The sequence below is a fragment of the Lactobacillus rodentium genome (genome assembly GCF_003423665.1).
Classification (GTDB): Bacteria; Bacillota; Bacilli; order Lactobacillales; family Lactobacillaceae; genus Lactobacillus; species Lactobacillus rodentium.
The window spans coordinates 191,664-204,677 of the sequence record NZ_BFBY01000001.1 but is presented as its reverse complement, the minus strand read 5'-3'; the positions used below and the strand labels follow the sequence as shown (position 1 = coordinate 204,677).

17 protein-coding genes are annotated in these 13,014 nt (G+C 35.0%); all 17 read right to left on the bottom strand.

The features are described 5' to 3' along the window. Window positions 1-3 precede the first annotated feature (3 nt). Complete coding sequence (locus tag LrDSM24759_RS01085; RefSeq protein WP_117117608.1) at window positions 4-1,341, bottom strand: ClC family H(+)/Cl(-) exchange transporter; 1,338 nt, start codon at window positions 1,339-1,341, stop codon at window positions 4-6. A gap of 104 nt (window positions 1,342-1,445) precedes the next feature. Beyond that, on the bottom strand, window positions 1,446-2,741 hold the full coding sequence (gene purB / locus LrDSM24759_RS01080; RefSeq protein WP_117117606.1) for an adenylosuccinate lyase: 1,296 nt from the start codon (window positions 2,739-2,741) through the stop codon (window positions 1,446-1,448). Window positions 2,742-2,744: 3 nt separating this feature from the next. Beyond that, on the bottom strand, window positions 2,745-4,034 hold the full coding sequence (locus tag LrDSM24759_RS01075) for an adenylosuccinate synthase (RefSeq protein WP_117117605.1): 1,290 nt from the start codon (window positions 4,032-4,034) through the stop codon (window positions 2,745-2,747). Between the two features lie 237 nt (window positions 4,035-4,271). Then, window positions 4,272-4,904: a hypothetical protein gene (locus tag LrDSM24759_RS01070; RefSeq protein WP_117117603.1), complete on the bottom strand. Its 633-nt coding sequence runs from the start codon at window positions 4,902-4,904 to the stop codon at window positions 4,272-4,274. A gap of 109 nt (window positions 4,905-5,013) precedes the next feature. Continuing rightward, entirely contained in the window at window positions 5,014-6,066 is a 1,053-nt protein-coding gene (gene tsaD, locus LrDSM24759_RS01065) for a tRNA (adenosine(37)-N6)-threonylcarbamoyltransferase complex transferase subunit TsaD (RefSeq protein WP_117117601.1), read from the bottom strand. 1 nt (window position 6,067) lies between these two features. After that, window positions 6,068-6,622, bottom strand: a complete 555-nt coding sequence (gene rimI / locus LrDSM24759_RS01060) for a ribosomal protein S18-alanine N-acetyltransferase (RefSeq protein WP_117117599.1) — start codon at window positions 6,620-6,622, stop codon at window positions 6,068-6,070. Further along, complete coding sequence (gene tsaB / locus LrDSM24759_RS01055; RefSeq protein WP_117117597.1) at window positions 6,606-7,349, bottom strand: tRNA (adenosine(37)-N6)-threonylcarbamoyltransferase complex dimerization subunit type 1 TsaB; 744 nt, start codon at window positions 7,347-7,349, stop codon at window positions 6,606-6,608. Before tsaB ends, rimI begins: the two co-directional genes overlap by 17 nt. A 16-nt stretch (window positions 7,350-7,365) precedes the next feature. Further along, window positions 7,366-7,881 (bottom strand): folate family ECF transporter S component, encoded by a 516-nt coding sequence (locus LrDSM24759_RS01050; RefSeq protein ID WP_117117595.1) that lies wholly within the window; start codon window positions 7,879-7,881, stop codon window positions 7,366-7,368. A 42-nt stretch (window positions 7,882-7,923) separates the two neighbouring features. Beyond that, window positions 7,924-8,655, bottom strand: a complete 732-nt coding sequence (locus LrDSM24759_RS01045; protein ID WP_117117593.1) for an acyl-[acyl-carrier-protein] thioesterase — start codon at window positions 8,653-8,655, stop codon at window positions 7,924-7,926. A gap of 9 nt (window positions 8,656-8,664) precedes the next feature. Then, on the bottom strand, window positions 8,665-9,522 hold the full coding sequence (gene rsmI / locus LrDSM24759_RS01040; RefSeq protein WP_117117590.1) for a 16S rRNA (cytidine(1402)-2'-O)-methyltransferase: 858 nt from the start codon (window positions 9,520-9,522) through the stop codon (window positions 8,665-8,667). A 2-nt stretch (window positions 9,523-9,524) separates the two neighbouring features. Next, on the bottom strand, window positions 9,525-9,872 hold the full coding sequence (gene yabA / locus LrDSM24759_RS01035; RefSeq protein ID WP_117117588.1) for a DNA replication initiation control protein YabA: 348 nt from the start codon (window positions 9,870-9,872) through the stop codon (window positions 9,525-9,527). Window positions 9,873-9,904: 32 nt separating this feature from the next. After that, complete coding sequence (locus LrDSM24759_RS01030) at window positions 9,905-10,753, bottom strand: DNA polymerase III delta subunit-related protein (protein ID WP_117117586.1); 849 nt, start codon at window positions 10,751-10,753, stop codon at window positions 9,905-9,907. After that, the gene (darA, locus tag LrDSM24759_RS01025; protein WP_117117584.1) at window positions 10,753-11,073 is read right to left on the bottom strand and encodes a cyclic di-AMP receptor DarA; all 321 of its coding nucleotides are present in this window, start codon (window positions 11,071-11,073) and stop codon (window positions 10,753-10,755) included. The genes LrDSM24759_RS01030 and darA overlap by 1 nt, the downstream gene beginning before the upstream one ends. 15 nt (window positions 11,074-11,088) lie before the next feature. Next, window positions 11,089-11,727: a dTMP kinase gene (tmk, locus tag LrDSM24759_RS01020; RefSeq protein ID WP_117117582.1), complete on the bottom strand. Its 639-nt coding sequence runs from the start codon at window positions 11,725-11,727 to the stop codon at window positions 11,089-11,091. Between the two features lie 106 nt (window positions 11,728-11,833). Continuing rightward, on the bottom strand, window positions 11,834-12,073 hold the full coding sequence (locus tag LrDSM24759_RS01015; protein ID WP_117117579.1) for a YaaL family protein: 240 nt from the start codon (window positions 12,071-12,073) through the stop codon (window positions 11,834-11,836). Then, on the bottom strand, window positions 12,070-12,669 hold the full coding sequence (gene recR, locus LrDSM24759_RS01010; RefSeq protein WP_117117577.1) for a recombination mediator RecR: 600 nt from the start codon (window positions 12,667-12,669) through the stop codon (window positions 12,070-12,072). The genes LrDSM24759_RS01015 and recR overlap by 4 nt, the downstream gene beginning before the upstream one ends. Window position 12,670: 1 nt before the next feature. Next, complete coding sequence (locus tag LrDSM24759_RS01005) at window positions 12,671-13,000, bottom strand: YbaB/EbfC family nucleoid-associated protein (protein WP_117117575.1); 330 nt, start codon at window positions 12,998-13,000, stop codon at window positions 12,671-12,673. Window positions 13,001-13,014: the final 14 nt, after the last annotated feature.

Sequence of the window (13,014 nt, the reverse complement as noted above, 5' to 3'; positions counted from 1 at the left end):
GCTTTATTTATAGTTCATTTGCAAGCGCAAAGCTTCATATATTGGACGACCACCTAAAAGATCAACAACGTAATAAGCAATAAAAGTAGTGATTACCATCGGTAAAATTTGTTCAACACTACCAACCATTTCTGTTAATAATAAAATTGCGGTAAAAGGAGCTTTTTCAATTGAGCCAAAGTAAGCCGCCATCGCGATTACAATTAGGTGAGGATAGTAAATCGTAGGTAATACATTGAGATGAATTAATAAAGTTGCTGTAAAAGCCCCTAGTAAAGCTCCTAAAGCTAAAATTGGCATAAAAATACCGCCTGGAACAGAACTACCATAAGAGATCATCGAAAAGATAAATCTAATTACAAAGAATGCTAAGGGTAGAAAAATTATTTCCCAGGAATTATTAATCATTAAGCTCATAAACTTCGTAGTCGATAAACTACTGATAAAAACATGTGAACCGCCTAAAATCTTCGCATCCCATAATCCTATTGGAATAATTAATAGTAAGGGAATAATACTATGGTAGATTCTTGGGATTTTAGTAATCTTGCTATAAAGTGGCTTCAAACTTAACAAGCAATATTGGTAAAGATAACCAAATAAACCTAAAGCAATTCCTAAAATTAAAATAATCCAATAATATTTCAAAGGTAATGTTCCTTTAACCGGCAAATATAAACACGGTGTTGTTCCAAAAAACAGTAAGGTAACCCAGTCCGAACAAAAACTAGCAATTAAGCCGGCAATTACTTCGATAGGCTTAAACCGAAAAGTAATCTCTTCAACTAAAAATAAGACCCCAGCCAAAGGTGCAGAAAAAGCTGCCGATAAGCCAGCTGCAATTCCACATTGAAATAATAAATGGTGACTTAATTCTTTTTTAGTATGCATGAAATTCTTGTCGACGCCTTGACCAATCATGGCTCCCATTTGGATACAAGGACCTTCACGACCAAGCATTAATCCTGGGCAAATAGCTAATAGGCCACCAACGAATTTTCGCCATAAGATTGTCCACCAGGACATCTTATTTTCATTTAAGAAAACAGCTTCAATTTGTGGTACACCTGAACCTACCAAGTTATCAATATGGGACTTAATTACCCTACTAATTAACCAGCTAATTACAAACATCAAACCCACATATGGTACCAATAGCCATAGATGATGTCCCATAATTGGATAAATAATAAATAAACCTTCCATCGTACGGTCAATTAACCAACGAAATATACTTACTACAAAGCCAGTTGCTAGCCCAGTAATAATCGCTCCCAATAATATATAAGTGATTTCGGAGGTAAAAGGTTTACGTAAAATTTGTTTCGCGGTTTTTACCATTTTTTTAATTACTCATCTCTAATATTAATTGTTCTCTCACCCTGATTTTATTCCTTTTTTTCCGGTTAATACAACAAAAAGGACCAGACCCTTTCGGCCTGATCCTAATTTAAACCACATTTTTTAAAAATTTCATCCACATGTCGTAAATGATAATGATAATCAAAGGCATCATCAATATCTGTTTTAGACAAATAGTTCATAATTTCACTATTTTCAACTAAATCTCTAAATTGTAATTGCTCATTCCATGATTTAGCAGTTAATTTTTGTACCATATCATATGCTTTTTCACGTGATAATCCTGCTTCATCAATTAACTTCAATAAAACTCTTTGTGAATAAATCAAACCATAAGTTCGATTCATATTCTTAAGCATCGTTTCTGGAAAGACATCCAAATTAGTCAAAATATTGTTGAAACGATGGAGCATATAGTCAATCGCAATCGTAGTATCCGGTAAAATTACTCTTTCTGCACTTGAGTGAGAAATATCTCTTTCATGCCATAACGCCACATCCTCATAAGCAGTTACGATATTACCACGCACTACTCGGGCCATGCCACATAAGTTCTCTGAGCCAATTGGGTTACGCTTGTGAGGCATTGCAGAGGAACCTTTTTGCCCAGCTCTAAAGTGTTCTTCAACTTCATGAATTTCTGAACGCTGTAAAGAACGAATTTCAGTAGCCCAGTTCTCAATACTTGTAGCGATCAAAGCAAGCATAGCAATATATTCAGCATGTAAATCACGTGGTAAAACTTGTGAAGTAACCGGTTGCTGGGTTAAACCTAATTGTTTTAAAACGCTGGTTTCAACTTCTGGTGGAACATTAGCAAAAGTTCCTACAGCACCAGAAATCTTACCTGATTCTACTCCCTTAGCCGCATGTTCAAAACGCTCAATATCGCGTTCAAGTTCGGTATACCAACGTGCAAGCTTTAACCCAAAAGTAGTTGGTTCTGCTTGCACACCATGAGTTCTACCCATCATAACTGTATCTTTATATTTACGAGCCTTTTGTGCAATCGTCTCTTTTAACTCGGCTAGATCTTTACGAATAATTTCATCAGCCTCTTTTAAAAGTACACCTTGGGCTGTATCTACTACATCAGTAGAAGTTAAACCGAAGTGAACCCACTTCTTTTCTTCACCAAGACTTTCAGACACAGTACGGGTAAATGCTACCACATCATGATGCGTAATTGCCTCTAACTCGGCCACTCTTTCCGCTGTAAAACTAGCATTTTCGGCAATTTTTTTAGCATCTTCTGCTGGTACTTCACCCAGTTCTGCCCAAGCATTGGTTGCCGCAATTTCAACTTTTAACCAAGCATGATAACGATTTTCATCTGTCCAAACTTTGCCCATTTCCGGGCGAGTATAACGTTCAAGCATTTATTACATTTCCCATGGATTCTTAATAACGATAGTTTGTTCACGATCTGGTCCTACTGACACAGTCACAAGTGGCAAGCCAGTAACCTCTTCAATACGCTTCAAGAACTTCTTGGCATTTTCAGGAAGATCTTCATAGTTCTTTATTTGAGTAATATCTTCTTCCCATGCTGGAAGCTCTTCATAAACTGGTTTACAACGATCTAACTCTTTCAAACTAGCTGGATAGTAATCAATCTTTTCACCATCTAATTCATAAGCAGTACAAATTTTAATAGTATCAAAACCAGAAAAGACATCAAGTAAGTTTAAACTTAAGGCATTTAAACCTGATACGCGTTTAGCATGGCGCAAAGCTACTGAATCAAACCAGCCAACACGACGTGGACGACCAGTAACTGTACCATATTCATGAGCAATATCACGAATCTTATCACCAGTAGCATCAGTCAATTCAGTTGGAAATGGGCCAGCACCTACACGAGTTGTATAAGCCTTACATACTCCAATAACATTATCGATACGGTTTGCACCAATACCGATTCCAGCTGCAATTCCTCCTGAAATAGTATTTGAAGAAGTAACAAAAGGATAGGTACCTTCATCAATATCAAGCATGATACCTTGTGCCCCTTCAAAAAGTACTTTTTCATTATTATCAAGTGCTTCATTAACTAATACAGAAGTATCAGTTACATACTTTTTCATTCTCTGACCATACTCTAAATATTTATCAAAGATATCCTCAAACTTAAGTGCTGGTTTTCCATATACTTTAGTAAATAAAGCATTCTTTTCTTTTAAATTAGTACGTAACTTTTCCTCAAAAGTATCTTTTTCTAAAAGATCACAAACGCGAATACCTACACGAGAAGCCTTATCCATATAAGTTGGTCCAATACCATTCTTAGTAGTTCCAATCTTATTTGCACCTTTAGCCTCTTCTTGGTATTCATCCTGTTTAATGTGATAGGGCATGATGATATGAGCACGATTAGAAATTCTTAATTTACTAGTATCTATCCCATTTTTTTCAAGATTATCTAATTCTTCAAACATAACTTCAGGATTGATAACTGTACCATTACCAATTACAGCTCCTTTACTTGCTGCAAAAATTCCTGATGGAATTAAACGCATTTTAAAATCTTTACCATCAATTTCGATAGTATGACCAGCATTATTACCGCCATTTGAACGAACCGCCATGGTAGCTTCTTTACTCAAAAAGTCGGTAATTTTACCTTTACCTTCGTCTCCCCATTGACTTCCTACAACTGCAACTGATGTCATTGAACTTCTCCTCATTTAAACTATTTCTAAAACCGATTCCTAGTGTAACAAGACGATATACTTAAGTCAATGGAATTTACGAACATTTTTAAAGATATTGAACTTGATAGTTCTTATTTTGTGATTTCTATAAATTAATAATTACTATTTATAGTTATAATTTCAAAAATACGAACATTAAAAAAGAACTATTCCAAAAGTAAGAATAGTTCTTCCAAAAATATTGTTAACTTAACTTTAGAAGCTTAAAACAACTCTAAATAATGCAATTAAGATAGCATAAGCAAATCCCAAAAGTACTACATAAATTAAAGCTCCATAAAAGGTATCATGTTTTACTGGCTTATTTTCAGGCTCACCACGTAATACATTAACAAAAGCAGCAAGACCAAAGAATGCACAGAATAGCAAAGTTAAATAATATCCCACTGTGACAAAACCAAGGTTTGAAGTAAATAGTAAGCAAATAAAACCAACAATTGAAATCCAAATATTCCAGTTACTTGCTTGCATTACTTTGTTAACGTAACCCCAAAAGTTACCAATTGATCCTGAGCCAAAAACAAATAAATGTCCCACCATAGAACAGAGCACAGTTACAATTTGAAAACAGAAAATCAAGATCATCAAAGTAAATAAGAATTTATTTACTTCTGTACTTAGTTGTTGAGCAATTGCACCAGGAAAAACAGCATTAATAATGCTTGCGCCTGCTACTTCAAAGCCCCAGAACAAAATAATATCTTCCCAAATCAAAGTCCAAATTCCAAAACCATGACTTGCATTTGCTTCCATTCCCATCGGATGACGCCATGATTCAACCATCCATCTCCAATAACTTAATTTCGTCGATTTTTGATCATTATCCATAATATAGCCTCCTAAAAGCGTTTCCACTTTTTCTTTCAACTCTATTATAAACTTTAACCCTTTAAATACTAAAAAAAGAACTTCTAAATTACTTAGAAGTTCTTGGATGTCATTTTAACATGTGCTCAGCATATGGGAGTTCAAGTGATGGATCAGCATTTAGATGTTCATCACTAAATTTTCCTTCCTTGTATAAATTGTAGGCTGCAGCTCCAATCATTGCCGCATTATCCCCACACAATTTAAGTTCAGGTAAAATAACTTTTGGTTTCTGCTCGGCTGGGAGCTTGTTAATTTCTTGGTTCAAGCGGTCACGCAATCCTTGATTAGCTGCAACCCCACCACCCAAAATAAAAGTCTTAGGTTGGTATTCCTTAATTGCTCGCATAGTTTTATGGGCCAAGACATCAATTACAGATGCTTGGAAGCTTGCAGCTAAATCATATTTATTTAATTCTTGATGAATTTGATCTGCATGATGACAAGTATTGATAAAGGCACTCTTTAATCCTGAAAATGAAAAATCATAATCATCATCTTCCATCATTGCCCGTGGAAAATTAAAGGTATCCTTCCCTTTGTGTGCCCATTCATCAATCGTTTTACCTGCAGGATAATTTACCCCAAGCACACGTCCAATTTTGTCATAAGCTTCTCCAGCTGCATCATCCCGCGTATCACCAATAATTTCAAAATGAGTTGGATCTTTAAGCAAAACAATTTCAGTATGACCACCAGAGACTTGTAAAGCTAAAGCAGGGTATTCAATTTCATCTTTTAATTGCGCTGCCATAATATGTCCCATGATGTGATCAACCCCAATTAGAGGAATACCAGTAGCCATTGAAGTAGCCTTGGCTGCACTTACACCAACCAAAAGCGCACCAGCTAAACCTGGTCCATAAGTAACCGCAATTGCATCGATGTCATCCCAATTAACTTTTGCTTCAGCTAAAGCCTCCTTGGTAATTTGGGTAATTACTTCAATATGGTGACGACTAGCGACTTCGGGCACTACTCCCCCAAATCGTTGGTGGCTTTTAATTTGAGTGGCTACAATTAAACTTTCAATTTCACGTCCATTTTTAATTACAGCCGTTGAAGTTTCATCACATGAACTTTCAAATGCTAAAATTCTAACGTTTTTCTTTTTTGTCGTCAATTTAACACTCCTCTCCTTCCCGGTCAGTTAATTTTTTGATCATACTTAAAGCATCAACATGTTCACTAACATAATAATTTTTTCTTACAAAATTCGGCTTAAACCCTAAGCCTTGATAGACACTTTTTGCATTATCATTATCTACTCTAACTTCTAATGTCATTTGGACAGCATGATTCTTGCGCGCAAGTTCAATCATCGCATTGAGTAAATATGTCCCAATTCCTTGATGTTGATAAGAAGGTTTGACAGCAATATTGGTAATATGGCCTTCTTGAGCTTGCAGGCGCATGCCAACGAAAGCCACTAGAGTAGAGCTTTCATAAACAACTAAATAAATAGAATTTGAATGTTTTTTTAATTCACTTTCAAATGAAAATTTATTCCAGGGGGTTTTTCCAGAATAAACTTGTTCTTCTAAAATTAAGAGATCTGAAATATTTTCATCACTTGCTTTCATAATTTGCAATGTTTGACCATTCAAACGTAATGCATATGAAGGAAAAGTGAGATCTATTTCTGGCTGGTGAAAGAAGTAATTAAACTTCTTCAACATAGTCGCTATCAGAGCCATATGCCTTTCCTGTCTTTTTATGCCAATCTAATTCCGCTTGGGTTCTTCTCAAATATTGAGGAACCATTTTATCTGGATCTACTGCAGGTGCATTTTGTGCAAGTAAACCAATATTTTTTGCATGCACTTGATTTACTTCTCCAGTCAATTGCCGATACTGTAGATTATCCAATTGACTTTTTACCTGCTCATCATAAGGCGTCATATCACTACCAACAAAAATAACCTCTTGCTGATTTTTTACTGCATAATTATGAACTTGTTTCAAAAGTTCATCGAGTGCATAGTGTCCATCGGGAATAATATTCTCGACACCATTTTCTGTTTTAAGATAAGCGCCAGCAAAGAAATTGTTATTACGTGCGTCTATCTCTGCTACTATGACGGCATTTTTTTCTGGAATTCCATTAGCCAAAGCAGCTAAAGTTGAGATTCCCACCAAATCTTTTTGCAAAATTGAACTAAACATTTTAGCTGTAGTAATACCAATTCTCAAGCCTGTATAAGAACCAGGTCCTTGGGCGACTGCAAAACGGTCGATATCAGCAAGTTTAAGTTTATTTTCTTTTAAAATTGCCGTAATCATCGGATCGAGATGCTCACTATGGTTTCTTTGATCTTCTTCATTTTTTTCTGCAATCACTTTTTGTCCATCCGTTAGCGCCACACTAAGGTGATTGGTTGCAGTTGTCATACTTAATATTTTCATAACATATTCTTTCTCTTTAGAATTTATCTATTATTTTAACACGTTGAAGGGCATTTAAAACTAGATAAATAACTATCATTTGAATCCAAGGTACTATTAATTCTTTTATTAGCCTTTGTGCAAATGCTGCCTTTAAATTTAAGCCGTAGAGCAAGTGTAGCCAATAAGTATTCAGTAAGATATTAACAATTATAGTTACTAATAAGCTTGCTACAACAATTCGCCAAACTTTTACGGGCTTATGATAAAAGAAAAAACCATATATTACCCCGGAAATAATTGCCGAAATCGTAAATCCCGGAAAAAAGCCTCCCTCAACGCCAAAAATTGACGCCATTACCAAATCACTTATTCCTGCTCCAATTCCACCCCAAAAAGGGCCAAAGTAATATCCCAATAGTGTTAGACCAATGAAACCAAGACCAATTTTTAGATAGGCCGGCCCAAAGGATATTTTTTGAAAGATTATATTAATAGCTACCAAAACAGCTAATAACACTAATCTTTTTAAGGTAAGGTTTCTTTTATTCAATAAAGCAAGCCTCCTAAAAACATGATAAATGCGGATATTGACTTAAGTCCAGGTGATTTCTGCTAGAGTAGCAATGTCATTCCCATGAACTATTTCATGTTTTGAAACCAATTTTTCTGGATCTAATTTAACGTGAGCTAAGGCATCTTCGCCATAATGAATTTCTTTTTTAAAGCAAATATCTAAAACTCGTGGTTGATGTTTATCGAGAAACTCTCGTGGTAATGAATCAATAATCCAATCAAAATAGCGTGAATTGGTCAAATGATGATTAGTATCCAGATCATAATAATTAACGCGATAGGTTTGATCTGCTTCTACATCAAATTCTTTTAAAGGTCGCACACGTTTAAAACGAGGCATCTTTTTAAGTTCATAATTATCAAAACTCTCCATCAATTTAGGATCTGCCTCTTTAATTTTGCGTTCTTTAAGATCTAAAATGACCCACTGACTATGAGCTACAATAATATCATGTCCTTGCTCATCAATTACCTTAAAATCACGATAGGCAAAAAAGCGGTTGTAACCTGCAACGTCGGCCAAAAAAGTTACCGTTTCATTAGCCAGTGGTAAACGTTCAATTTCAAAATGATAATCAAGTACTACCCAGCCGATTCCTCTTTTAATAAAATCTTCTACACTAGCATTTTCCTTTGCTAACTGTCGATTAGAAGTTTCCATTAAATAATTAATTAACACCGATAATCTAATGCGACCTTGTTCATCAGCATCGGAAAAGGTGATTTTATGTTTCAATTTATAAGCACTCATTTATTCACCTCATTGTTGATGATATTGATCATAAAGTTCATTTTTTGAAACTTTATTTGATTTAGCCACTTGTTTAATTGCATCTTTTTTAGAAATATTTTGAGCAACCAAAGCATCAACTTCTTTAATCAATTCTTGCCAAGAAAGAACTTCTTCTTGTTCTTCATTAGGAGAAACTAAAACAACAAACTCTCCCCGAGGATCGTGCTCAGCAAAATATTCATTTACTTCTTTAACTGTTCCACGAATAAATTCTTCATGAATTTTAGTTAGTTCTCTAGCACAAACAATTTTTCGGCTGTCACCCATTACTTCACCTAAAGTTTTAAGTGTTTTTTTCAGGCGGTGTGGTGCTTCATAAAAAATCGAGGTTGCATGTGCTGGTTTCATTTGCTCAAAAAATTCTTTTTGTTCGCTACTTTTGCGCGGTAAAAAGCCATAATAAGTAAATGGTTGAGCATCAAAACCAGATGCAATTAAGGCCGTTGCAAAAGCTGAAGGACCTGGTAAGGGAACAACTGGAATATCATTTTTGATACATTCTTGCACTAAAATATAACCAGGATCAGAAATTACTGGCATCCCTGCATCGGAAATTTCAGCAATATTTTTCCCTGCTTTCAAAAGCTTTATTAATTCGGGAGCACGCTCTTTAGAATTATACTTGTGAAAAGAAAGCATATGGTTATGCACACCAATTTTTTCTAATAATATTCCACTTGTTCGAGTATCTTCAGCAGCAACATAATCAGCTTCACTTAAAATCCGCTTAGCTCTTAAAGTTATATCTTCTAAATTACCAATGGGTGTTGGTACTAAATAAAGATGACCAACTTTGTCATCTTTAAAACTACTTTGAACTTGCATAATTAATCCTTCTTTGGTGGTTGGGCATGATTTTCAAAATTATCTAGAATATCTAAACAAAACATGCAGTCTTCTCCCTCATCACGATGAGAACCGTAATACATATTACAAATATGATAGCCTGAATTATAAATATTACGCAAAGACTTTAAACCAGCCTGTGATTTTGAAGCAGCACTTGCTTCTTTCTTATCTAATTTATTAATCTTTTCTCGCAATAATTGATTTTCAACTTTTAACTCAGTATTTTCTTTTAAAACATCTAAGAGATCATTTTTAAGCCCAGCAACTGTTTTGGTCATCTCATCAAGACCTTCTTGTAGTTGCGCTAATTGTGAAAATGGATCCATTTCCTTCACCTACCCTTATTACATCATACCGCTTAATATTTTAAGACTAAATAGTCTAAACAATTACGAAAGCTTACATTACTAGCACGCATTTGATCACATTGCATTAATAAGTCTAATAATTTAGTTGCGGCTAATCTTGTCGTATCTTTTTGTAATTCTGCTAGTGCTAATTTTTTTAAAATAAAAAAGATAAATTTTTGTTCCGCTGTACTATTTGTTTCGGCTAAATGGTGTGCTCTTACTAAAGCTAAATTATCTTTTTCTTTAATTTCTTGATAAAAATATTTAGTTTCTTGTTCGATTTTTTCGCTGTTAGTTAATTCGGCAATTTCATTACTATTTAATCCATACTCTAACAGTTCAACTGCCCGATTATTTTGCACTTCTTCTTCAAAATGGAGTATTTGCGTACGTGATCGTACAGTTGGTAAAATTTGATTTTCGTTATTAGTAACCAGAATCGTTACCACCGGTGCAACTGGTTCTTCGAGCAAATTAAGTAGCGCATTATTAGCTGCTAATGTTAATTTCTCAGCATTTTCAATAATAAAAAATCTGCGACTTCCTTCAATTGGACTTTTAGCAAGTTCAGCCTTCAAGGGACGAATTTGGTCAATTGACAAGGATTGTTTTCCATCTAATTTGACTAAGAATACGTCAGGATGATTGCCTGATAAAATCCTTTGACAATTATTACAAGTTCCATCAGGTTTATTTTCACCACTACACAAGAAACGACAAGCCAGCCAATAAGCGGTGGCAATTCCCGCTTCTTGAATCGGATCAACGAACAAATATGCATGAGCCACTTTGTTATGTTGATAAGCATCATTTAAAAATGTAACTTGAGCTGCATCAGCCTTTTTTAAATCAATCATTAGAATTGTACAAAACTTTCAACTGGCAATACAAAAACAGTTGCACCGCCTACCTCAACTTCGACACCCTTAGCAAACATTGTTGATCCCATACTCATATTAGGGGCTAAATATTGTTCCCGTTTATGCGAGTATTCCTTTATTAGATCAATTACTTGCTCTACTCGTTCATCGCTAATTCCAATCATAAAGGTTGTATTACCAGCCTTTAAGAAACCGCCACTTGTGGCAAGCTTTGTCGCACGAATATCATTTTCAATAAAGTGTTTGGCCAATTCGTCAGCATCTTTATTTTGTACAATTGCAATAATTAATTTCATTTAGTAGTCAGTCCTTTAAAATAGGTCAGGAAATTTTCTTTTTAATATTTTAACACTTTGAGCTGTTACTTCAGGAATTGTTTGACTAGCATCAACAACTTGAATTCGGTCAGGATATCTTTTTACTAATTCTTGATAGCCTTCATAAACCTTTTGGTGGAAAGTAAGCTTTTCTTGTTCCAACCGATCTTCTTGATCAGGGCGTAATTTTTGAATTCTTGCTAGACCCACTTCTGGTGGTAAATCAAAAAACAGGGTTAAATCGGGCGTCAAATTGTTAGTCGCAAAATTATTAATTTCCTTCACGTCATCAATACCTAAATCGCGGCCTACGCCTTGATATGCCAGCGAACTATCAATGTAACGATCGGAAAACACAGTTTTACCCGTACTAAGAGCGGGTAAGATTGTTTCATTAACGTGTTGTCCACGTTGTGCGGCATATAATAATGCTTCGGTCCGATCATCCATCTCCTTATTTGCAGGATCTAAAATTATTTGTCTGATCGTTTCTGAAATTTTTGAACCACCTGGTTCACGCGTGACTAAGATCTTTGTTTGCTTATCTTGGGGAATTTGTTTAAAGATCTCATTAATAATTGTTGTTTTTCCAGCGCCATCTGGGCCTTCAAAAGTAATAAAATGTCCTTTCATGATTAGCCTCCAAACTAATTTTACTGGAAAGAATTAGTTAAAAACAGTCTTGCTTTTTTAAAACAAATATTTTTGTAAAAAAAATACCCATCAAAATGGGTACATTTTATTGTGTAATCACACTTCCTAAGCCACTAGATTTTGTGTTTCTCCGTTTAGCTTCTTCATACAAAAAATTATATTTTGCTTGTAAGATGCGATCAGCAATTCGATTATCATCTGATAAATCGATCGTAGTTTGATCAAACATCTTTTGATTCGCTAATTGCGTTTGCAATCGAGCAATTGTTTCGATTAATTGGTCGTCGCCTAACTTCTTAATGCGATTTTTATTTAATAGACTCATAATGTTGTTCTCCCTTGAACAGCTCTTTTCAAGGTAATCGAGTTTGCATATTCAATGTCACTTCCGACTGCTAAACCTGCTGCCAAACGAGAAACTTTGATTCCTGCCGGCTTGATCAGCTTTCCAATATACATGGCAGTTGATTCACCTTCAGGAGTGGAATTAAGTGCCAGAATAACTTCTTTTACTTGATCATTTTTCTGCAAACGGGTGATTAAACTCTTGATATTAACTTCTTCTGGTCCAATACCATCCATTGGGGATAAAACACCGTGTAACACGTGATACAAGCCATTATATTCACCCATTTCTTCAAAAGCCATAACATCTTTTGGTTGTTCGACCACCATAATGGTAGTTTGATCACGACTTTTATCTTTACAAATATCACAGGGATCATTTTCTGTGATATTGCCACAAATTGAACAAGTGTGTAAATTCACTTTAACATCCCGCAAGGAAGTAGAAAAATCTTCCACATCTTCTTTAGGCATATCTAAAGTATAAAAAGCTAATCGTGTTGCGGTTTTTTCTCCAATACCAGGTAATTTCATGTAACTTTCAATTAAACGCGCGATTGGCAATGGATATTGCATTTTACATAAATCCTTTAGTATATTTTCCCATTGATGCTTGCGTAGCATCTTCAACTTCTTTAATACCCTTATTGACGGCATCAATAATCAAATCTTGTAACATATCTGGATCATCAGGATCAATTGCTTCTGCTTCAATCTTAAGATCCTTTAACTTACGATCACCATTAAAAGTTGCAATGACTAAATCATCAGCTGATTTACCAATGAATTCTTGTTGAGCTAGATTAGCTTGTTCTTCAGCCATTTGCTTTTGCATTTTTTTGGCTTGTTTCATCAAGCTTTGCATATTTCCCATATTCATACCACCAAAATTTGGACCTTTACTCATAATATTATCTCCTT